Origin of the sequence: Microbacterium sp. J1-1, assembly GCF_024498615.1 — a bacterium.
Lineage (GTDB): Bacteria > Actinomycetota > Actinomycetes > Actinomycetales > Microbacteriaceae > Microbacterium > Microbacterium aurugineum.
This window is the reverse complement of the sequence record NZ_CP089590.1, coordinates 2,412,837-2,433,299: the sequence shown is the minus strand read 5'-3', so window position 1 is coordinate 2,433,299 and position 20,463 is coordinate 2,412,837. Positions and strand designations below refer to the sequence as shown.

Sequence of the window (20,463 nt, the reverse complement as noted above, 5' to 3'; positions counted from 1 at the left end):
GCCCCGCCCTCAGCGGCGCGGTTCGAACCCGAACACCCGGCCGAGGAACGCGAGTTCGCGTTCGAGGGAGTCGACGATCGTCTCCGCACTGCGGAAACCGTGGCCCTCGCTCGGGTACAGCACGTACTCGTGATCGACGCCGCGCGCCGCCAGGGCATCGCGGATCGACTCCGACTGCGACGGCGGGACCACGCGGTCCTCGCCGCCCTGGAGGAGAAGCACCGGAACGTCGATGCGGTCGGCGTGGGTCAGCGGCGAACGCTCGATGTACACGTCTTCGTATTCGGGGAGGGGGCCGACGAGTCCGTCGAGGTATGTCGCTTCGAAGTCATGGGTCTCCGCGGCCAGCAGCCGCAGATCCGCCACGCCGTAGCGGCTGATCCCCGCGGCGAACGCCCCGCCACGGACCAGCGCCGACAGGACCGTCCAGCCTCCGGCCGACCCTCCGCGGATGGCGATGCGGGCGGGGTCGGCGAGTCCCGCGTCCGCGAGACCTCGGGCTGCGGAGATCACGTCATCGACGTCGACGACGCCCCATCGCCCGTTCAGACGCTCGCGGTAGGCCCGGCCGTAGCCCGTGGATCCGCCGTAGTTCACGTCGAGCACGCCGATGCCCCGGCTCGTGTAGTAGGCGATCGCCGTCGAGGAGGCGCCGGAGACGTGCGCCGTCGGCCCCCCGTGCACGAGCACGATGTACGGCGGGAGCTCGTCGTCGGGTGCGCTCGCATCCGGGTTCGCGGGAGGATACGCGAAGGCGTGCACCTCACCATGCGCACCATCGACCTCGATCGGCACCGCGCGCGGCATCCACCGGGCGTCCACGGGCTCCCCGCCGCGCACCGTGACGGTCTCTCCGGAGTCGACGTCGACGACCCACAGGCCCGGTGTGACGTGTGAGCCGTTCCCGGAGAGCAGCACCCGGGTGCCCTCGGCGTCGTCCACGCTGACATGCCCGTCCGCGGGGACATCGATCGGACGTGCGGCGCCATCCGCATCGATCACGACCACCAGGTCACGGCCGTTCGTCCGCACGGCCACGATCCGCCCGTCGTTCAGCGGCTGGTACCAGCGGTTGCCGAGCACCCAGAGCCCGTAGCCCGTGTCGGCATCCGCCGGTGCGAGCGGCTGCGGCTCGGCGCCCGGGACGTCGCCGTCGAGAGCGACGCGGTGCAGCCCCCATCGGCCGGCGGAGTCATCGGCGAACACCAGTTCCGCGTCGCCGAGCCACTCCGGTTGCAGAGCCGCTCGCGAGGGCACGGTGTGCACGTCGCCTGCGGGGAGAGCGACGATCCGAGCATGTGCCTCTTCCCACGGCATCCGGCCGGTGTCCCACTCGACCCAGGCGATCCGCTTGCCGTCGGGGGAGAGCGCCGGATGGGCGACGAAGCCCTCACTCTCCCGGATCACCCGGATCGCGCTCGCGTCGTCCGCCGCCGAACCGTCGACCGGGATCTCGATGATCGATCGGGTGTGCGGGGTCGTCGACAGGTCTTCACGCACGGCCAGCAGACGCCCGGCCTGCACCCGCAGGCCTCCGTGCGCCGCGCCCTGCGGGGTGAGGGGGACAGGCTCGGTGCCAGGGACGAGTCGACGCACCCGCTGATCATCCGCATCGACGAAGTAGAGCGTGCCCTGGCGATCGGCTGTCCATGCGCCGCCCCCGTACTCGTGCACCCGCGAACGTGCGCTCCAGGGGGCGGGAAGGATCTCGTCCCCGGACGAACTCCGCACCGTCACGCGCCCCTTCTCGGACGGGACGGATTCCCCCCACCAGATCTCGGAGCCGACGAAGCGGGCGCCGTCGATGCGCGGGGACGAGACCGCCACGGATGCGGCGGAGAAGGGCGAGGGCCAGGAACCGTAAGGGGACGACATGCTTCGAGCCTATGGGCCGATGACACACGGCGTCACACACGTGCGGCGACCCGACAGGGTGATCTAGGTTTCTGGAAACGCCCCGGTTCGCCCCGGAGCGTGGAGCGACAGCCGAGCCCGGCACCCGCCCGCGAACGACGTCCTCTGTGTCGTGCGCGGCCCCCGGCCCGACTTGTCCCCAGGAGAGAAGATGTCTTCCGAGACCGAGACCTCAGGCACTCCTCGCGTGCCGTTCTCCTTCGAGCTCTACCCACCGCGTTCGGCGTCGAGCGAGGAAGCGCTGCACGACACCGTCCGACGCCTCGCCGCCGCGGGGCCCGACTTCCTCTCGGTCACCTACGGGGCGGGCGGATCGACCGGTGGCCGCTCCCTCGACGTGCTCCGGTTCATCCGCACGCAGACCGACGTCGAGCCACTCGCGCACCTGACCTGCGTCGGCAACAGCTACGCGGGCGCCGCGACGCTGATCCGCGAGTTCCTCGATGCCGGCATCCTCAGCTTCCTCGCCCTGCGCGGAGACCCGCCCACCGGGCAGACCGAGGGCGACCTCGGCGATCTGGAGAGTGCGGCCCAGCTCGTGCAGCTGATCGACCGCGTGCAGGCCGAACGGGCTCCCTACGAGGAGGCACCCGTCCCTGGACTCCCCGGTGCCGCGAGGGTCGATCCCCGCCGCAAGGTGAACATCGCGGTCGCCGCATTCCCGAAAGGGCATCCGCGGGCCACGCACCGCACGCAGGATGTGGAGGCGCTGCTCGCCAAGCAGGCCGCCGGGGCGACCTTCGCGATCACGCAGCTCTTCTTCCACCCTGACGACTACCTGGCGTTCGTCGAACGGGCTCGCAGCGCCGGGGTCACGATCCCGATCCTGCCGGGCATCATGCCGATCACCTCACCGGCGCGGCTCACACGCGTGCTCGAGCTCACGGGGGAGGACCTGCCGAGCGAGCTCGCCATCGCGCTCGACGTCGAGCCGACCGCGGAGGGTCGTCGAGAGATCGGCATCGAGTGGGCCGCACGCCTCGCTCGCGAGGTCGTCGCCGGGGGAGCGCCGGGCGTGCACCTCTACGCCTTCAACCAACACGAGACCGTCCTCACCGTCCTCGCAGAAGCCGGGATCCTCCCGGCCCTGCGTCACTAGACCCCGCCGAAAGGAAAGATCATGACCGCATTCCCCGAGGGCACCATCCTCGGCTATCCCCGGATCGGCCGTCGCCGTGAGCTCAAGAAGGCCGTCGAGGCGTTCTGGGCGGGCCGCATCGACGAGGAGGAGCTCGAGCGGACCACCCGTGAGCTGCGCGCATCGACGCGTGAGCGCCTCGCCGAGTTGGGGCTTGGACGCAAGGACTCCGCGATCCCCGAGTCCTTCTCGTACTACGACCAGGTGCTCGATGCCGCCGTGACCGTCGGGGCCATCCCGACCCGCTTCGAGGACCTCCGCGGTGCCGACGGCACGGTGGGACTCCCCGCCTACTTCACGATCGCCCGCGGGGAGGGCGATCGTGCGCCGCTCGAGATGACCAAGTGGTTCGACTCCAACTATCACTACCTGGTGCCGGAGATCGGCCCGGAGACGGTGTTCTCGCTCTCCAGCGACCGCCTCGTCCGGCAGGTCTCCGAGGCTGCCGAGGCGGGACTGGTCACGCGACCGGTCATCGTGGGCCCCGTCACCCTCCTCGCGCTGGCGAAGGCCTCGGATGACGCCCCGCAGGGCTTCGACCCGCTGTCGTGCCTCGATGACCTCCTCCCGGTCTACGTGGAGTTGCTCGCGCGACTTCGCGCCGAGGGAGCCGAGTGGGTGCAGCTCGACGAGCCAGCGCTCGTGAGCGAGTCGCTCCCTGCATCCGTTGCGCAGCTGGCGGATGCTGCCGCCCGAGCGCTGGACGTGCTCGGACGTGCAACGCAACGCCCCGCGATCCTCGTCGCCGCCCCGTACGCCGACCTCGGTGAGGTCTTCCCGGTGCTCGCGGCCGCGCCGATCGAGGCGATCGCTGTGGACCTCGTGCGCGGCGGCGTGCCCGCCCCGGCTGCAGGGCTCGAGGGCAAGACCCTCGTCGGCGGGGTGGTCGACGGGCACAACATCTGGCGCGGCGACCTCGCGCACGCGTTCGACCGGCTCGAGGCTCTCCGTGCGCTCGGCGCGGCCGTGTCCGCGTCGACGTCGACGTCGCTGCTGCATGTGCCCCACGATGTGACCGACGAGTCCCGGCTCGACGAGCGTCTGGTCTCGTGGTTGGCGTTCGCCGACCAGAAGGTCGAGCAGGTCGGTGTGCTCGCACGGGGACTCAGCGTCGGCCGCGCGTCGATCGCCGCCGAGCTCGACGCGTCGTCCGCGGCCCTGGCTGATCGTCTCGCCGCACCGGGCGTTCGTGACGGTGCCGTCCGCGATCGCGCGCTCAGCACGGCCGACTTCTCCCGCGTCGGGTACGAGGAGCGTGAGACCGCGCAGGAGGCGCTCGGCCTGCCCGTGCTGCCGTTGACGACGATCGGCTCCTTCCCGCAGACCGGCGACATCCGGCGTGCGCGCGCCCGGTTCACGCGTGGCGAGATCCCCGCCGAGGACTACGACGACTTCCTGCGTCGCGAAGTGGCCAGCGTCGTCTCTCTGCAGGAGGACCTCGGGCTCGATGTGCTGGTCCACGGTGAGCCCGAGCGCAACGACATGGTGCAGTACTTCGCCGAGAACCTCGATGGCTTCGCCGTGACCGAGCACGGCTGGGTCCAGTCGTACGGATCCCGGGCCACACGTCCGTCGATCCTCTGGGGCGACGTCTCGCGACCGGCTCCGATCACCGTGGGATGGTCCGCCTACGCGCAGTCGTTGACGAGCAAGCACCTGAAGGGCATGCTCACGGGTCCCGTGACGATCCTCGCCTGGTCGTTCGTACGCGACGACCAGCCGCTCGGTGAGACCGCGAACCAGGTCGCGCTGGCGCTGCGCGATGAGATCGCGGACCTGGAGGCTGCCGGCATCGCGATCATCCAGGTCGACGAGCCCGCGCTGCGTGAACTCCTGCCGCTGAAGAAGGCGGACCAGCCCGCGTACCTCCGCTGGTCCGTCGACTCGTTCCGACTCGCGACCGGTGGTGCCGCTGCGGGTACCCAGGTGCACACGCACCTCTGTTACTCCGAGTTCGGTGTCGTGATCGATGCGATCCGGGCGCTCGATGCCGACGTGACCTCGATCGAGGCGGCGCGCAGTCGCATGGAGGTCGTCGCCGACATCGCCGAGGTCGGGTTCGACCACGGCATCGGTCCGGGCGTCTACGACATCCATTCGCCGCGCGTGCCCACGGTCGAGGAGGTCGAGTCGCTGCTGCGTCGCGCGGTGGAGGAGATCCCGACACGTCAGCTCTGGGTGAACCCGGACTGCGGCCTGAAGACCCGCGGCTACGACGAGACGACCGCCTCGCTGCGCAACATCGTCGAGGCGACGCGCCGGGTGCGTGAGGACGTGAGCGTCCGGGTGTAGCCCACCCCGGGTCGACACCCCCGCGCAGGGTCGACACCCCCGCAGCGGGTCGACACCCCCGCCCAGCGTCGAGGCCCCCTCTCAGAAACGTATCTGGGAGGGGGCCTCGACGGTCAGCGGGGGCCTCGACGGTCAGAGGGGCACGTCAGACCGCTCGGAGCACGGCCACGACCTTGCCGAGCACGACGGCCTCATCACCGAGGATCGGCTCGAAAGACGAGTTGCGGGGCAGGAGCCAGGTGTGCCCGTCGCGACGGCGCAGGACCTTGACGGTGGCCTCCCCGTCGAGCATCGCGGCCACGATCTCCCCGTTCTCCGCATTGTTCTGGGAGCGGACGACCACCCAGTCGCCATCGCAGATCGCGGCGTCGATCATCGACTCGCCGGAGACCTTGAGCATGAACAGGTCGCCCTTGCCGACCAGCTGGCGTGGCAGGGGGAAGATCTCCTCCACCTGCTGGTCCGCCGTGATCGGCACACCCGCGGCGATGCGCCCGACCAGGGGTACGAGCGCGGCATCGCCCACGGGGGTCGCGACATCGGCAGGGTTCTCGCCGCTCGCACCGGGCAGATCGATCAGGACCTCCATCGCGCGCGTCTTCCCGGGGTCGCGGCGCAGGTAGCCGCTGAGCTCGAGCTGTCCGAGCTGGTGCGTCACGCTCGAGAGTGACTTGAGGCCGACGGCATCACCGATCTCCCGCATGCTCGGCGGGTACCCGTGGTGGGCGATCGAATTCTGGATGACCTCGAGGATCGCCATCTGCTTCGGGCTCAGGCTCTTGCGACGGCGGGTCCGCGGTGCCTCCGACTCGGGGGCTGAGTACTCGCTCATGGTGCTCCTTAAGTGCGTGTTCCGACGTCGCTCTTCGAATGTCGGAGGCCCGTGGTGTGGTGTTCTCATCGAAACCGTATCCGAGAAACAGTCCGATCTGGAAGATCTGTTCGAGCGTGTCGGGCGAATCGCGTTTCCGGTTTCGAAGAACACTTGACAGATGTTCGAACTCGAAGATATCTTCGGAACGTAGCTTCGCATTCACGGCTCCCGGCCGAGACGGGAATGCGAACGCTACGCCAACTTCCTCCGGGCCCATCGCCCCGAGACAGGCTAAGGAGCACGACATGAGCAGCATCAGCGTCAGCACCGCAACGATCCTCCCGGCACCCGCACGCCCCCACACGCGACTGCGGCTGACGGCACGGGGTCGCGGTGTGCTGCTGGCTCTCGCCTCGGTGCCGCTGGCGATCGGAATCGCTTTCGCGGCACTCAGCGGTGGCAGCGCCATCGCCTCCGGTGTCGATGCTCCCGCCGCGAGTGTCGAGACGCTGACGGTCCTGCCCGGGGACACCCTGTGGTCGATCGCCACCTCGGTCGCGCCGAACGCCGACCCGCGTGTCGTCATCGGAGAGATCAGCCGGATGAACGTGCTCCGTGGTGGCGAGCTCCAGATCGGTCAGGAGCTCGCGATCCCGGCGCAGTACGTGGACTGAGCCCTCACCGGGATGTGCGTCATCCGCCCGACCGGCGGCCTAGCATGGGAAGGGTGACGCTCTCCCTCCACGATCTGCCGCTCCGTGACGACCTTCGCGGGCTGAAGCCGTACGGTGCCCCGCAGGCCCCTCTCCCGGTCGCTCTCAATGTCAACGAGAACACTCATCCGATCCCGGAGGCGGTCGCGAGTGACATCCTCGACGACATCGCGGTGGCGATCCGCGATGTGAACCGGTATCCGGACCGGGAGTTCACGACGCTTCGCGAGGCGTTCGCGGATTACCTCGGTCATGGGCTCACCGCCGACCAGATCTGGGCGGGCAACGGATCCAACGAGGTGCTGCAGCACATCCTGCAGGCGTTCGGAGGACCCGGGCGCACCGCCTTCGGGTTCGCGCCCACGTACTCGATGTATCCGCTCATCGCGCAGGGAACGGGGGCACGGTGGATTGCCGGCACCCGGGAGCCCGACTACTCGATCACGCCCGAGGATGCGGCCGCGCAGGTACGCGCCGCTGATCCCGATGTGGTCATCCTCTGCTCGCCGAACAATCCGACCGGGACGCCTCTCGGTCTCGATGTCGTCGAAGCCGTCTACGACGCTGCGCGCGGCGTCGTCATCGTCGACGAGGCGTACCAGGAGTTCGCTCCGCACGACGCGCTCTCCGCGCTCACGCTCCTCGAAGGGCGGCCTCGGCTCGCGATCTCCCGCACCATGAGCAAGGCATTCGCGTTCGCGGGCGCGCGGGTGGGCTATCTCGCGGCCGATCCTGCTTTCATCGACGCCCTCCGCCTGGTCCGACTGCCGTATCACCTCAGCGCGCTCACACAGGCCGCCGCCGTTGCTGCGCTGCGCAACGCCGACGTGATGCTCGGCATGGTCGAGGAGATCGTCGAGCAGCGCGACAGGATCACTGCGACCCTGGAGGCCCTCGGCTACACGCCGCACGAGACGTGGTCGAACTTCGTCCTGTTCGGAGGAGTCGCCGACCCGCGCGCGACCTGGCAGCAGCTGTACGACCGTGGTGTGCTGGTGCGTGACGTCGGCATCCCCGGGCACCTCCGGGTGAGCGCAGGAACCGAGTCCGAGACCACCGCATTCCTCGACGCCTTGGCCTCGATAGGATCGGCATCATGAGCAGCCCCGCACTGACCCCGCGCACCGCCAGCCGTGTGCGCAGCACGTCGGAGTCCACCGTCGAGCTCGAACTGAACCTCGACGGGACCGGTGCGAGCCGTATCGACACTTCGGTGCCGTTCTTCGACCACATGCTCACCGCCTTCGCGAAGCACTCGCTCACCGACCTGACGGTACGGGCCTCGGGCGACACGGACATCGACGCGCACCACACCGTCGAAGACGTGTCGATCGTGCTCGGACAAGCCATCCTCGAAGCGCTCGGCGACAAGTCGGGCATCTCGAGGTACGGCGATGCGCTCGTGCCCCTCGATGAAGCCCTCGCGCAGGCGGTCGTCGACATCTCCGGGCGTCCGTACCTCGTGCACACCGGCGAGCCGGCCGGGTTCGAGCACCACCTGATCGGTGGACACTTCACCGGGTCTCTCGTGCGCCACTCGTTCGAGGCCATCACCTTCAACGCCGCACTCACGGTGCACGTGCGCGTCCTCGGCGGGCGCGACCCGCACCACATCGCCGAGGCCGAGTACAAGGCCTTCGCACGCGCCTTCCGCCAGGCCAAGGCTCTGGACCCGCTGGTCGACGGCATCCCGTCGACCAAGGGTGCGCTGTGAGCAGCGCGCCCCGCGTCGCCGTCTTCGATTACGACTCCGGCAACGTCCACTCCGCGGTGAAGGCACTGGCCGAGGCCGGCGCGGATGCGGTGCTGACCCGAGACCGTCAGACGGCTCTCGAGGCCGACGGACTGCTCGTCCCCGGCGTCGGTGCGTTCCAGGCCGTCCGTGAGGCACTGCGTACCCACGGCGGCGACGAGATCATCGACCGGCGGTTGGCCGGTGGGCGACCGGTGCTGGGGATCTGTGTCGGCATGCAGGTGCTGTTCGAGCACGGTGTCGAGCGCGGACACGACACCGCGGGGCTCGGCGAATGGCCGGGGGCAGTCACCGAACTGAACGCTCCCGTGCTCCCGCACATGGGGTGGAACACGGTCGAGCCCGGCGCGGACAGCGTCCTGTTCCGCGGACTCGAGAAGGAGCGGTTCTACTTCGTGCATTCCTACGCCGCACAGTCGTGGGAGCTCGATGTGATCCCGCCCTTCCCGCAGCCGGTCCTCACCTGGACGACGTACGGCGATCCGTTCCTCGCCGCCGTCGAGAACGGCCCACTCTCGGCCACGCAGTTCCACCCGGAGAAGTCGGGCGAAGCGGGCATCCAACTGCTGCGCAATTGGATCGGCAGCCTCTGACTCCTCCCGTGGACGTCATCCGTTTTGTCACCCGCCCTCGGGCGGACTACCCTCGGTTCTCGTGCCCGCTCCGGGCCGCAGAGCTTCCCGAACCAAGGAATCCATGAACGACTTCGCGCAGTCTCCCTCGCTCACGCTCCTTCCCGCGGTCGATGTCGCCGGTGGCAAGGCCGTCCGGCTGACCCAGGGGGAGGCCGGGACCGAGACCAGCTACGGCGACCCGTTGGACGCGGCGGGTGAGTGGGCGGCGCAGGGCGCCAAGTGGATCCACCTCGTCGACCTCGATGCGGCGTTCGGTCGGGGGAGCAACGCGCCGATCCTGCGCAAGGTCATCAAGCAGTTCAAGGGTGTGGACATCGAGCTGTCCGGCGGCATCCGTGACGATGCGACCCTGGAAGCGGCTCTCGAGAGCGGGGCCGCTAGGATCAACCTGGGCACCGCCGCGCTCGAGAACCCCGAGTGGGCCGCCGACGTGATCGGCCGCTACGGCGAGGCGATCGCGGTCGGCCTCGACGTGCGCGGCACGACGCTCGCCGCCCGCGGGTGGACCAAAGAGGGCGGAGACCTCTGGGAGGTCCTCGGTCGTCTCGAAGACGCCGGCTGCAGCCGCTACGTGGTCACGGACGTGACGAAGGACGGCACGCTTCGCGGTCCGAACCTCGAACTGCTGCGCGAGGTCACCGCCCGCACGCCGAAGCCGGTCGTCGCATCCGGAGGCATCTCGAACCTCGATGACATCGCCGCGCTCCGTGCGCTCGTGCCGCTGGGCGTCGAGGGTGCGATCGTCGGCAAGGCACTCTACGCCGGCGCCTTCACACTGGCTGAGGCCCTGGATGTCGCAGGAGACTGACGCGCACTCCTGCGGGCCCGAGTCGCACAACCACGGCGACTCCGCCGGTGTCCCCTGGGAGGGGCGCAGCTTCGAGTCGAACCCCCACGCGGCGGACGACGGCTCCGCGGACCCCGCCCTGCTGGCCGCTCTGCTCCGCTTCCGTGCGGGGGAGGGGAGTCAGGTCGAGGTCGTCGACGCGTTCCGTTCCGCGCGCGTGCTGATCCCGCTCATCGCCGAGAAGGGTGAGGAGGGCGTCGCGCCCAACGGCCTGCCGGTCGACAAGACGCAGGAGCTCTCGATCGTCACGGTTGCCGCTCCCGATGGGCGTCGAGTGCAGCCGGTGTTCTCGTCCGTCGAGACGATGCAGGCGTGGGATGCCACGGCGCGACCGATCCCGGTCGAGGCGCTCCGTGCCGCCTTGGCGGCTTCCGCCGAAGACACCGATCTGATCGTGCTCGACCCGACCTCCGAGACCGAGTTCGTCTTCCGGCGCCCCGCCGTCTGGGCGATCGCTCAGGGGCACCCCTGGGTGCCGAGCTTCCTCTCGACCGAGGTGGTCTCCGCGCTGCAGGAGAGCGTCGCGCACGAGCTGGCGGTGATCGATGTGGCCGTCGCTGCCGGCGACCCCGACGCGCGCCTGCGTGGTCCGGAGTTGGTCGTGATCCTCGAACTGGTCGATGGGCTCGAGCGCGAGGTGCTCGATGCTGTTCTCGCCCGCCTCGCCCAGCGCTGGGCGTCCGATGACCGCATCGCCGTGCTCGCCGACTCGCTGACCGTGAAGCTCCGCCGCAGCGCCTGAGCGTCGCGTCTCGCTTGCGTTCCGGCTGTCAGTTGACCGGACCGGTCCACTTCTCGCCGGGTCCCTTGCCGATCGGGTCCGGGATGGAGGAGGCCTCGCGGAAGGCGAGCTGAAGCGAGCGGAGACCGTCGCGCAGCGAGCGTGCGTGCATGTCGCTGATCTCGGGGGCGCCGGCGGTGATGAGTCCGGCGAGGGCGTTGATGAGCTTGCGCGCCTCGTCGAGGTCGAGCTGGGCTGCCGCATCCGGGTCGTCGGCGAGGCCGAGTTTGACGGCAGCCGCGCTCATCAGGTGCACGGCCGCAGTGGTGATCACCTCGACAGCGGGGACGTCGGCGATGTCTCGGGTGGCCGACGACGCGGCCTCCTCCTGACGTGCCCAGCGCTCTTCGCGCTCGCGTGCAGCCTCGTCCGATGCCTGGTTCGTCACTTCGCCTTGCTTTCTGTTAGACTTTGGCGGGCTCCGGAGCGTCATGCTCCGGATCGAAAGAGGATTCACTTCCCACCCGCGCTTGCCGTTCAAGGCTACCGGGTCTTGCACTCCACCGGCTCCGTTCGCAAAGACGGACCCGGTAGACAGGGTGCGGAGCCGGCGTCTGAATGCCGGTGGGCGGGGACGATTCCGATTTCGCCCGTGATGCAGAGAGCGTCACGGTGGCCGAATCACATCGTCTAAGGAGTTCCGCATCAGCGATCCCCGTACCAATGAGCGCATCCGCGTCCCCGAGGTCCGCCTCGTCGGCCCCGCGGGTGAGCAGATCGGCGTCGTCCGCATCGAGGCCGCGCTGCGCCTCGCACAGGAAGCCGATCTCGACCTCGTCGAGGTCGCCCCGAACTCGAAGCCGCCCGTCGTCAAGATCATGGACTACGGCAAGTTCAAGTACGAGGCCGCCCAGAAGGAAAAGGAAGCTCGCCGCAACCAGGCGAACACGATCCTCAAGGAAGTCCGCTTCCGTCTGAAGATCGAGGCTCACGACTACACGACCAAGCTCAAGCGCGCCGAGGGCTTCCTCAAGGCGGGCGACAAGGTCAAGGCCATGATCCTGTTCCGCGGTCGCGAGCAGTCGCGTCCCGAGCAGGGTGTGCGTCTGCTGCGCAAGTTCGCCGAAGACGTGGCCGAGTTCGGCACCGTCGAGTCGAACCCGACCATCGACGGTCGCAACATGGTCATGGTCGTCGCGCCGCTCAAGAGCAAGTCGGAGGCCAAGCAGGAGCAGAACGCCGTCCGCGATGCTCAGCGCGCCGACAAGAAGCAGGCTGCTCGCGACGCGAAGGCCGACGCCCCGGCCGCAGCTCCGGCGGAGTAGCTCCCGCCCCCAGAACTCCCGCACCGCGGGTTGACACCGTCGCCTGAGAAGGCGCCATACGAAGGAAGAGAAGATGCCGAAGCAGAAGACCCACTCGGGTGCTAAGAAGCGCTTCAAGATCACCGGTAGCGGAAAGCTGAAGAAGCAGCAGGCCGGGATGCGCCACAACCTCGAGCACAAGTCGAGCCGTCGCACCCGTCGTCTGAACCAGGACCAGGTGCTGTCGAAGGCTGACACCAAGGTCGCGAAGAAGCTTCTCGGCCGCTGACGCGTCCGAACGCACGAATAGGAACACAGGAAAATGGCAAGAGTCAAGCGGGCAGTAAACGCCCACAAGAAGCGCCGGGTCATCCTCGAGCGCGCCTCCGGTTACCGCGGTCAGCGTTCGCGCCTCTACCGGAAGGCCAAGGAGCAGGTCATCCACTCCCTGGTCTACTCGTACCGGGACCGTCGCAAGCGCAAGGGCGACTTCCGTCGTCTGTGGATCCAGCGCATCAACGCTGCGGCTCGCCAGAACGGCATGACCTACAACCGCTTCATCCAGGGCCTCGGCCTTGCGGGTGTCACGGTTGACCGTCGTATGCTCGCCGACCTCGCGATCAACGACGCGGCGACGTTCACGACGCTCGTCGAGACGGCGAAGAAGGCTCTGCCCTCCGACGTCAACGCGCCGAAGTCTGCTGCGTAAGCACCTCTTCACACAGGGCGCTCTCCTTCGGGAGGGCGCCCTGTGGCGTTTCTCGGGGGAGGGTGGCCCTTGCGTGGATGGTGCGGGAACCGGCTGTGCGTTCCCTAGACTGTGATCGTGCTGGAGAACCCGCGTTCGCCCCGAGTCCGTGCCGTCGCCAAGCTGACCAAGCGCAGCGCGCGCACCGAGACCGGCCTGTTCCTCCTCGAGGGGCCGCAGTCCGTTCGTGAGGCGCTTACCTACCGTCCGGAGGCGATCGTCGAGCTGTTCGCGACACCGAGCGGCTGGGAGAAGCACCCCGACATCCGGGGGAAGGCTGCTGACGCCGGCATCGACGTCGAGTATGTGACCGAGTACGTGCTCAACGCGATGGCCGACACGGTGACTCCGCAGGGGCTGGTCGCGGTCGTCCACCAGACGCCGACATCGGTGCGTGACATCTTCGAGGCCTCTCCGCGACTCGTGGCGATCTGCGAAGAGGTCCGCGATCCCGGGAATCTGGGCACGATCATCCGCGCGGCCGATGCCGCGGGTGCCGATGCGGTCGTGCTGACGGGGCGAACCGTCGACCCGTACAACCCGAAGGTCGTCCGTGCCACGACCGGTTCGCTGTTCCACCTCCCCGTGTCGGTCGGGGGCGATCTCGCCGACGTGGTCACCCGTGCGCACGCGGCAGGCCTCCGCATCCTCGCGGCAGACGTGAAGGGTGACGACCTGCTCGAAGCCCGAGCGGAGGGCACTCTCGCCGAGCCGACCGGCTGGCTCTTCGGCAACGAGGCCCGTGGTCTCGAAGACGATGCGCTCGCGCTCGCCGATCGGGTGCTGAAGCTGCCGATCTTCGGTCGCGCCGAGTCTCTCAACCTGGCGACCGCCGCCAGCGTGTGCCTCTACGAGAGCGCCTTCGCTCAGCGGGCGGACTCCGCGGGCTGAGCGAAGCACACGAAGGAAGCGGGAAGCCGAGTCGATGAGGATTCTGATCGTCGAAGACGACGACCGGGTCGCCGGCGCGCTCGAAGCGTTCCTCGCCCGCTCCGGCTACGCCACGGTTCGTGCCGCGGACGGCGCGGCAGCGCTGGAACTCCTCGGTGCGGACACCGAGGTCGTCCTCCTCGATCTGGGGCTTCCCGACGTCGACGGCATCGATCTGTGTCGCCGCATCCGCGGGCGGTCGGAGGTGCCGATCGTGATCGTGACGGCGCGCAACCAGGTCGCCGAGCGCATCAAGGGACTGCGCGCGGGCGCGGACGACTTCGTGGTGAAGCCGTATGACGTGCATGAGCTCCTCGCCCGGATCGAGGCCGTGACCCGACGATCGCGTCCGATACGCCCGGAGTCCGACGCGCGGGTCCTGCTGCACGGCGGCGAGCTGCAGATCGATCTCGTGGCACGTCAACTGTCGGTCGACGGGGTGCCGATCGACCTGACGCGCAAGGAGTTCGACATCATCGCCGTGCTCGCACGCTATCCGGGTGTCGCCGTGCCGAAGGAGCGTCTGATCCGCGAGGTGTGGAACACGGACTGGCGGGGCTTCGGCCACTCGCTCGAAGTGCACGTCGGGGCGATCCGGAAGAAGAGCGGGGCCCGGGGTCTCATCGAGACGGTCCGCGGAGTCGGCTACCGGCTGGCGGGCTCCTGAGCCATGCGCCGGCGTCTGGTCATCGTCTTCCTCGTGCCCCTCGTGGCGATCCTGGTCGCGCTGGGAGGCGCCGCGGGCTGGAGCGCTGCGCGCAGCGTCCAGCAGGCCTTCTACACGCAGCAGCTCGGTGATCTTGGCTACTTCGTCACGAGCGCCCGGCAGGCCCTCCGCTCCGGCAGTGCCGCGGTGATCGAGGCGGAGGCGGCGAGGTTCCGGGAGGTCTACGGGATCGAGGTCACGGTGTTCGACCTGGGTGGGAGTATCTGGGCGGCGGGCGACGACAGCCCAGGGGTGCTCGCGGAGGAGGACGCGGAACGAGTCAGACTGGCGCTGTCCGGCCGGCGCGCGGAGCAGCCCGCGGCGGTGTACCCGTGGACGGTCGCCGATGCCGCCCTCGCCGAGCCGGTCTTCGACGACGGGGATGTGATCGGGGCGGTGCTTGTCGCCGGTGACGCCGACGCGCCGCGCGCGGCGATCCTGCAACAGCTTCTGCTCATCTCCGCCATCGCGCTGGTGCTGATCGCCCTTGGAGTGCTGTTGGTGTTCCGTCTCGCCCGGTGGGTCCTCTCGCCGGTCGGGCGGCTCGACGAGGCGATGGCAGCGATCGAGCGCGGCGAGATGGATGCGCGTGTCGCGGAGGATGCCGGTCCTCCGGAGCTGCGTCGCATGGCCAGGGTGTTCAACGGGATGGCTGACCAGATCGAGCGGGTGATGACCCGACAGCAGGAGTTCGCGCTCAACGCCTCGCACGAGCTGCGCAACCCCCTCAACGCTCTCCTCCTGCGCGTCGAGCACCTGGCGACCGGACTCGGACGCGAGTGGGACGACGACGTCGAGGAGACGCGGGAGGAGGGACGCCGGATGACGCGGATCCTGGAGACGCTGCTCGGCCTCGCCCGCGGCGGACGCACCGATTCGACCATCTCCGCGGTCGACCTCGCGACGCTGGCAGCCCGTCGTCTCGACGCCTGGCGGGACGTGGCAGGACAGCGGGGGATCTCGTTGCAGACGTCAGGGGAGTCGTCCGTCATGAGCGTCACCGACCGGACGATCGTGGAGAGCGCGTTGGATGCCGTCATCGACAACGCCGTGAAGTACTCGCCGGAAGGCTCAGGGATCGAGATCGGTGCGGAGCGCTCGGGTGACGTCTGCCGGGTCACGGTCCGCGATCACGGGCCCGGGCTGACGCCGGAGCAGGCGGCCGCGGCGACGGACCGGTTCTGGCGGAACGCCGACACTCAGGACACGCCCGGTTCCGGTCTCGGGCTCGCGATCGCAAGCGACCTGCTCGAGACGGTGGGCGGGGAACTGACGGTCTCGTCGGCCGAGAGCGGCGGTCTCCTCGTCTCGCTGCTGCTCCACGACAGGACGAGGCCATGACCGCGCCGGTGCTGCGGCGACTCACCGCTGGCCTCCTCTCGATCCTCCTGGTGGGAGCGTTGGCCGCGTGCAGTCAGCGCGCGAACGAATGGACCGACGGGGAGTACGTGATCGCCGCCGGCGGGTCCACCGGCGTCTACTACGACTACGGCAGTCATCTCGCCGAGGAGCTGTCGGGCTCGCTGGACATCGCGATGTCGGCCGACGAGACGGCCGGATCCGTCGACAACCTGTTGCGCGTGAGCTCCGGAGAGGCCGTGATCGGGTTCGCCCAGGGCGACGCGGCCGCGGATGCCGTGGCGGGAACGGGCGCGTTCGATGACCCGCTCCCGGTGCGCGCTCTCGCGCGTCTGTACGACGAGTACGTGCAGATCGTCGTGCGCGGGGACTCGGAGATCGATGACATCGGCGACCTGGCGGGTCGGACGATCTCGCTCGGGGCGGAGAACTCCGGGGTGACGGTGATCGCCGGACGCGTGCTGGACGCGGCCGGCGTCGGCATCACCACGATCCGGAACCCGCAACTCGATCTCAGCGAGTCCATCGACGCGATGGGTCGGGGAGAGATCGACGGCTTCTTCTGGGTCGGCGGATTGCCTACACCCGGTGTGGCGGAACTCGCCGACACCTCCTCCGTCCGGTTGCTCCCGATCGAGCAAGAGTGGGTGAACGAGGTGAACGACGGATACTCGCACGCGTACCGGCCCGCGGAAGTGCCGGCAGGGACCTATGGGCTCGTCGCCTCCGCGCCGACCATGGCAGTGCCGAACTATCTCGTCACGGCGTCCGCAACCCCGGACGCCGTCGCGAGGGACATGCTCGCAGGGCTGTTCGAAGCACGCCTGCGTCTCGCGGCGGAGGTGCCCACGGCCGCGCTGCTGGACCGTCGCTCGGCGATCTTCACCGCCCCGGTCCCGCTGCATCCCGGCGCGATCGACTACTACCGGGACTTCCGCGGCTGACGGCTCAAGAAATCCTCAAGAAGTCTGACACCGGGCTCGACGCTCTGCCAAGGTGAGGTCGATCGCACACGATCGGATCCTGCTGCTCAGCTGTCGTTGGGGGGCGAGGCGGCAGGACCATCCCGCGGCCCGTGGGGGCGGGCCGTGGGGTACCCATGCAGAGCTGCATTGGTGCCGCGATCAGGTGATTACGAACGTGTAAATCTCACCGATGACCCTGGAACCCGGGGTACGACGTGGCTAGCTTGGAGAAATGATGACCTCTGATACCCCGCTCGTCGTGGTCGAGAACGTCCAGAAGCACTACGGCGAGTTCCAGGCGCTCACCGACATCGACCTGAGCGTGAACCCGGGAGAGGTCGTGGTCGTGATCGGCCCGTCCGGCTCCGGCAAGTCGACCCTGTGCCGCACGATCAACCGCCTTGAGACGATCACCAGCGGCAGCATCCGCATCGACGGCAAGGAGTTGCCCGCCGAGGGCAAGGGGCTCGCTCACCTGCGGGCGGACGTCGGCATGGTGTTCCAGTCGTTCAACCTCTTCGCCCACCTCACCATCCTCGAGAACGTGACCCTCGGTCCGATCAAGGTCCGTGGGCTCAAGAAGGCCGATGCCGAAGCCGAGGCGATGCTCCTGCTCAAGCGCGTGGGCGTGGAGCAGCAGGCGTCGAAGCTCCCGGCTCAGCTCTCGGGTGGTCAGCAGCAGCGCGTGGCGATCGCCCGTGCTCTGGCCATGCAGCCCAAGGTCATGCTGTTCGACGAGCCGACCAGCGCCCTCGACCCGGAGATGATCAACGAGGTCCTCGACGTCATGGTCGAGCTGGCGCAGGACGGCATGACGATGATCGTGGTCACCCACGAGATGGGCTTCGCGCGCAAGGCCGCCGATCGCGTCGTCTTCATGGCCGACGGCCGGATCGTCGAGGAGGCCAAGCCCGAGGAGTTCTTCACGAACCCGAAGAGCGACCGCGCCAAGGACTTCCTCTCGAAGCTCCTCACGCACTGACGGCCCACACACCGACCACACAGACCCTGCACACACAGCACACGAAGGAGACGCACATGCGACGCACACGGACACTGGCGGGCATCGGAATCGCGGCGACAGCACTGCTCGCGCTCACGGCCTGCAACAGCGGCAGCCCGTCGACGCCCGGTGGCACCGATGGCGGTGACGCCGGAGAGGACAGCACCTGGTTCGAGGTCGCGACCGACGTCCAGCTCGAGGGCAGCCCCACGTTCGACAACATCAAGGACCGCGACCAGGTCGTCATCGGTGTCAAGGAAGACCAGCCCGGTCTCGGCTACCTCGACGTGACCACCGGTGAGCGCACCGGATTCGATGTCGACATCGCCCGCTGGATCGCCGCCTCGCTCGGCTACGACGAGGACAAGATCGAGTTCAAGCCGATCGCCTCCGCCAACCGCGAGCAGGCCATCGTGAACGGCGACATCGACTACTACGTGGGCACGTACTCGATCACCGACAAGCGCAAGGAGCAGATCGCCTTCGCCGGCCCGTACTTCATCACCGGGCAGGGACTGCTCGTCGCGGCCGACGACGACACCATCAAGAGCGAGGACGACCTGAACGCCGACACCACCGTGTGCTCGGCCACCGGCTCCACACCCATCCAGAACATCCGCGAGAACTACCCGGATGTCCCCACCAAGGAGTTCGACCTGTACTCGGCCTGTGTCGAGGCGCTGCTCTCCGGCGAGGTCCAGGCGGTCACGACCGACCAGGCCATCCTCATCGGCTACGCGGCTCAGGACCCCGACAACCTGAAGGTGGTCGGTGAGCCCTTCACCGAGGAGCGCTACGGTGTCGGCCTGGCGAAGGACGACGCCGCGCTGCAGGAGTTCATCAACACGATGTTCACCGACGGCGGCGACATCTGGCAGGCGATCTTCGACAAGAACCTCGGATCGTCCGGCATCGAAGTCAGCCAGCCGGCCGTCGACTGATCGAACAGAGGGGGCGGCTCCAGGGCCGCCCCCTCTCCGAATCGTGAAGGGGAGGGTGGCGTGGACGTCATCTTCGGAAACCTCGACCTGTGGGGCGAAGCGCTCAAGAACACGCTGATCATCTTCTTCGGCGGTGGACTGCTCGCGCTCATCCTCGGGATCATCGTCGGGGCGGCCCGCGTCTCACCCGTGCCCATCGCGCGCGGTGTCGGCACGGTGTACGTGAACCTGATCCGCAACACCCCGCTGACCCTCGTCTTCTTCTTCTTCATCTTCGGCTACCCGCAGCTCGGGCTGCCGAAGCTCAGCACCACCGTGCTGGGCATCCTGGCCATCGGCATCTATACGGCCACGTACGTGGCGGAGGTGCTGCGCGCCGGTATCAACACCGTCCCCGTCGGCCAGGCGGAGGCGGCCAGGGCGATCGGCCTCCCGTTCGGACAGGTGATGACTCTGGTCGTCCTCCCGCAGGCGTTCCGCTCGGTCGTGCCACCGATGATGAGCGTCTTCATCGCGCTTCTGAAGAACACGACCGTCGCGGCGGGCTTCTCGATCCTCGAGCTCGGAGCCGTCCGCTCCTACCTCAGTGAACGCGGAGAGAATGCGCTTTCGGTGCTGCTCTGGGTGGCCGTCATCTTCGTCGCGCTCGTCCTGCTCCTCAGCTGGCTCCAACGGTATCTCGAGAACAAGTGGAGGATCGCGCGATGACTTCCGTCCTGTACGACGTCCCGGGCCCCAAGGCGATCCTGCGCAACCGTCTGATCGGTGTCGCCACCGTCGTCGTGGTGCTTGCCCTGCTCGGTTTCATCGGCTACCGCTTCTACGTGAGCGGACAGTTCGACGCGTCCCGGTGGTACGTCTTCACCTTCAGCGCCGTCTGGGAGCAGATCTTCGGTGCTCTCGGCCGAACTCTCGCGGCGTTCGGGCTCGCAGCGATCCTCGCCATCGCGCTGGGATTCGTGCTCGCCATCGGTCGGATGTCCGATCATGCCTGGGTGCGTGTCCCCGTCACGGCGATCACCGAGATCTTCCGAGCCGTGCCGGTCCTCGTCTTCATGATGCTGCTCTACTACGGTCTGCCCGTCGCAGGCGTCAAGATGGACCCGTACTGGGCCGTCGTCATCGCGCTCATGGCGTACAACGGATCCGTCCTCGCCGAGGTGCTCCGCGCCGGCGTCGAATCCCTGCCCCGAGGGCAGAAGGAGGCCGGCTACGCGATCGGTCTGCGCAAGAGCGGCGTGATGCGTCTGATCCTGCTGCCGCAGGCGATCCGGGCGATGCTCCCCGTGATCGTGGCCCAGCTGGTCGTGACGATGAAGGACACCGCGCTCGGTTTCATCATCACGTACCCCGAACTCCTCTACTTCGCGAAGCAGCTCACGTCTCAGCAGGGACGCCCCGTGCTGCAGTCGGCGTTCGTCATCGGCGGCATCTACATCATCATGTGCCTGATCCTCTCCGGGATCGCCAAGTGGCTGGAGATCCGCACCCGGCGCTCGCCGCGTGGGCACGACGGCGTTCCGGCCGGCGGCGTGGATCCGCGTCCGCACCAGGACGGCACCGATACCGAACTGATCACGCTGCAGCGCGGTGGGGGCGGGTTCGGCGGACCACCGCCTCAGGGCATCTGATGCGGTTGCGCCGTCGGTCGGTGGGGCGACGCGCCGGTAGACTCGACTC

Annotated in this window: 22 protein-coding genes; 19 read left to right on the top strand and 3 right to left on the bottom strand. The window is 68.5% G+C overall.

Annotated features, from left to right (window positions below; genetic code table 11):
• Positions 1-9 precede the first annotated feature (9 nt).
• A complete protein-coding gene (locus LRQ07_RS11665) occupies positions 10-1,875 on the bottom strand; it encodes a S9 family peptidase (protein ID WP_256534703.1) in 1,866 nt (621 codons plus the stop codon).
• 190 nt (positions 1,876-2,065) lie between these two features.
• Here LRQ07_RS11665 and LRQ07_RS11660 point away from each other — a divergent pair, with 190 nt between their 5' ends.
• Together LRQ07_RS11660 and metE are read left to right on the top strand one after the other, a co-directional pair.
• A complete protein-coding gene (locus tag LRQ07_RS11660) occupies positions 2,066-3,013 on the top strand; it encodes a methylenetetrahydrofolate reductase (RefSeq protein ID WP_232763646.1) in 948 nt (315 codons plus the stop codon).
• Positions 3,014-3,034: 21 nt separating this feature from the next.
• Positions 3,035-5,344, top strand: coding sequence for a 5-methyltetrahydropteroyltriglutamate--homocysteine S-methyltransferase (metE, locus tag LRQ07_RS11655; protein ID WP_256534702.1), 2,310 nt, complete (start codon positions 3,035-3,037; stop codon positions 5,342-5,344).
• Between the two features lie 145 nt (positions 5,345-5,489).
• Here metE and lexA read toward each other — a convergent pair whose 3' ends face one another.
• The gene (gene lexA / locus LRQ07_RS11650; protein ID WP_047524321.1) at positions 5,490-6,176 is read right to left on the bottom strand and encodes a transcriptional repressor LexA; all 687 of its coding nucleotides are present in this window, start codon (positions 6,174-6,176) and stop codon (positions 5,490-5,492) included.
• A 287-nt stretch (positions 6,177-6,463) separates the two neighbouring features.
• Between lexA and LRQ07_RS11645 the strand changes: the two genes are divergently transcribed.
• The 6 genes from LRQ07_RS11645 to LRQ07_RS11620 all read left to right on the top strand — a co-directional run bounded on the left by LRQ07_RS11645 (position 6,464) and on the right by LRQ07_RS11620 (position 10,848).
• The gene (locus LRQ07_RS11645) at positions 6,464-6,832 is read left to right on the top strand and encodes a LysM peptidoglycan-binding domain-containing protein (protein ID WP_134351672.1); all 369 of its coding nucleotides are present in this window, start codon (positions 6,464-6,466) and stop codon (positions 6,830-6,832) included.
• A gap of 44 nt (positions 6,833-6,876) precedes the next feature.
• On the top strand, positions 6,877-7,971 hold the full coding sequence (locus LRQ07_RS11640; protein ID WP_197055679.1) for a histidinol-phosphate transaminase: 1,095 nt from the start codon (positions 6,877-6,879) through the stop codon (positions 7,969-7,971).
• Positions 7,968-8,585 (top strand): imidazoleglycerol-phosphate dehydratase HisB, encoded by a 618-nt coding sequence (hisB, locus tag LRQ07_RS11635; RefSeq protein WP_047524324.1) that lies wholly within the window; start codon positions 7,968-7,970, stop codon positions 8,583-8,585. Before LRQ07_RS11640 ends, hisB begins: the two co-directional genes overlap by 4 nt.
• On the top strand, positions 8,582-9,217 hold the full coding sequence (hisH, locus tag LRQ07_RS11630; RefSeq protein WP_047524325.1) for an imidazole glycerol phosphate synthase subunit HisH: 636 nt from the start codon (positions 8,582-8,584) through the stop codon (positions 9,215-9,217). Before hisB ends, hisH begins: the two co-directional genes overlap by 4 nt.
• Positions 9,218-9,320: 103 nt before the next feature.
• A complete protein-coding gene (gene priA / locus LRQ07_RS11625) occupies positions 9,321-10,067 on the top strand; it encodes a bifunctional 1-(5-phosphoribosyl)-5-((5-phosphoribosylamino)methylideneamino)imidazole-4-carboxamide isomerase/phosphoribosylanthranilate isomerase PriA (protein WP_047524326.1) in 747 nt (248 codons plus the stop codon).
• Positions 10,051-10,848 (top strand): SseB family protein, encoded by a 798-nt coding sequence (locus LRQ07_RS11620; protein ID WP_256534701.1) that lies wholly within the window; start codon positions 10,051-10,053, stop codon positions 10,846-10,848. Before priA ends, LRQ07_RS11620 begins: the two co-directional genes overlap by 17 nt.
• 28 nt (positions 10,849-10,876) lie before the next feature.
• Here LRQ07_RS11620 and LRQ07_RS11615 read toward each other — a convergent pair whose 3' ends face one another.
• Positions 10,877-11,275 carry a DUF1844 domain-containing protein gene (locus tag LRQ07_RS11615; RefSeq protein ID WP_047524328.1) on the bottom strand — a complete coding sequence of 133 codons (399 nt, stop codon included), beginning with the start codon at positions 11,273-11,275 and terminating at the stop codon, positions 10,877-10,879.
• A 232-nt stretch (positions 11,276-11,507) separates the two neighbouring features.
• On the opposite strand from LRQ07_RS11615, the gene infC reads away from it, so the two are divergent.
• The 11 genes from infC (at position 11,508) to LRQ07_RS11560 (ending at position 20,414) form a co-directional block, all read left to right on the top strand.
• On the top strand, positions 11,508-12,152 hold the full coding sequence (gene infC, locus LRQ07_RS11610) for a translation initiation factor IF-3 (RefSeq protein ID WP_081997100.1): 645 nt from the start codon (positions 11,508-11,510) through the stop codon (positions 12,150-12,152).
• A gap of 73 nt (positions 12,153-12,225) precedes the next feature.
• Positions 12,226-12,420, top strand: a complete 195-nt coding sequence (rpmI, locus tag LRQ07_RS11605; protein ID WP_017828564.1) for a 50S ribosomal protein L35 — start codon at positions 12,226-12,228, stop codon at positions 12,418-12,420.
• A 33-nt stretch (positions 12,421-12,453) separates the two neighbouring features.
• Positions 12,454-12,840, top strand: a complete 387-nt coding sequence (gene rplT, locus LRQ07_RS11600; protein ID WP_047524330.1) for a 50S ribosomal protein L20 — start codon at positions 12,454-12,456, stop codon at positions 12,838-12,840.
• Between the two features lie 117 nt (positions 12,841-12,957).
• A complete protein-coding gene (locus tag LRQ07_RS11595) occupies positions 12,958-13,770 on the top strand; it encodes a TrmH family RNA methyltransferase (protein ID WP_256534700.1) in 813 nt (270 codons plus the stop codon).
• A 34-nt stretch (positions 13,771-13,804) separates the two neighbouring features.
• Positions 13,805-14,476: a response regulator transcription factor gene (locus LRQ07_RS11590; protein ID WP_047524331.1), complete on the top strand. Its 672-nt coding sequence runs from the start codon at positions 13,805-13,807 to the stop codon at positions 14,474-14,476.
• A gap of 3 nt (positions 14,477-14,479) precedes the next feature.
• Positions 14,480-15,856, top strand: coding sequence for a sensor histidine kinase (locus LRQ07_RS11585; protein ID WP_131492620.1), 1,377 nt, complete (start codon positions 14,480-14,482; stop codon positions 15,854-15,856).
• Positions 15,853-16,818, top strand: a complete 966-nt coding sequence (locus tag LRQ07_RS11580; RefSeq protein WP_256534699.1) for a TAXI family TRAP transporter solute-binding subunit — start codon at positions 15,853-15,855, stop codon at positions 16,816-16,818. Before LRQ07_RS11585 ends, LRQ07_RS11580 begins: the two co-directional genes overlap by 4 nt.
• Before the next feature lie 256 nt (positions 16,819-17,074).
• Complete coding sequence (locus LRQ07_RS11575) at positions 17,075-17,821, top strand: amino acid ABC transporter ATP-binding protein (RefSeq protein ID WP_194239376.1); 747 nt, start codon at positions 17,075-17,077, stop codon at positions 17,819-17,821.
• Between the two features lie 56 nt (positions 17,822-17,877).
• Positions 17,878-18,783 (top strand): glutamate ABC transporter substrate-binding protein, encoded by a 906-nt coding sequence (locus LRQ07_RS11570; protein WP_047524335.1) that lies wholly within the window; start codon positions 17,878-17,880, stop codon positions 18,781-18,783.
• A 60-nt stretch (positions 18,784-18,843) separates the two neighbouring features.
• Positions 18,844-19,491: an amino acid ABC transporter permease gene (locus LRQ07_RS11565; RefSeq protein ID WP_047524336.1), complete on the top strand. Its 648-nt coding sequence runs from the start codon at positions 18,844-18,846 to the stop codon at positions 19,489-19,491.
• On the top strand, positions 19,488-20,414 hold the full coding sequence (locus LRQ07_RS11560; protein ID WP_131492618.1) for an amino acid ABC transporter permease: 927 nt from the start codon (positions 19,488-19,490) through the stop codon (positions 20,412-20,414). Before LRQ07_RS11565 ends, LRQ07_RS11560 begins: the two co-directional genes overlap by 4 nt.
• Positions 20,415-20,463: the final 49 nt, after the last annotated feature.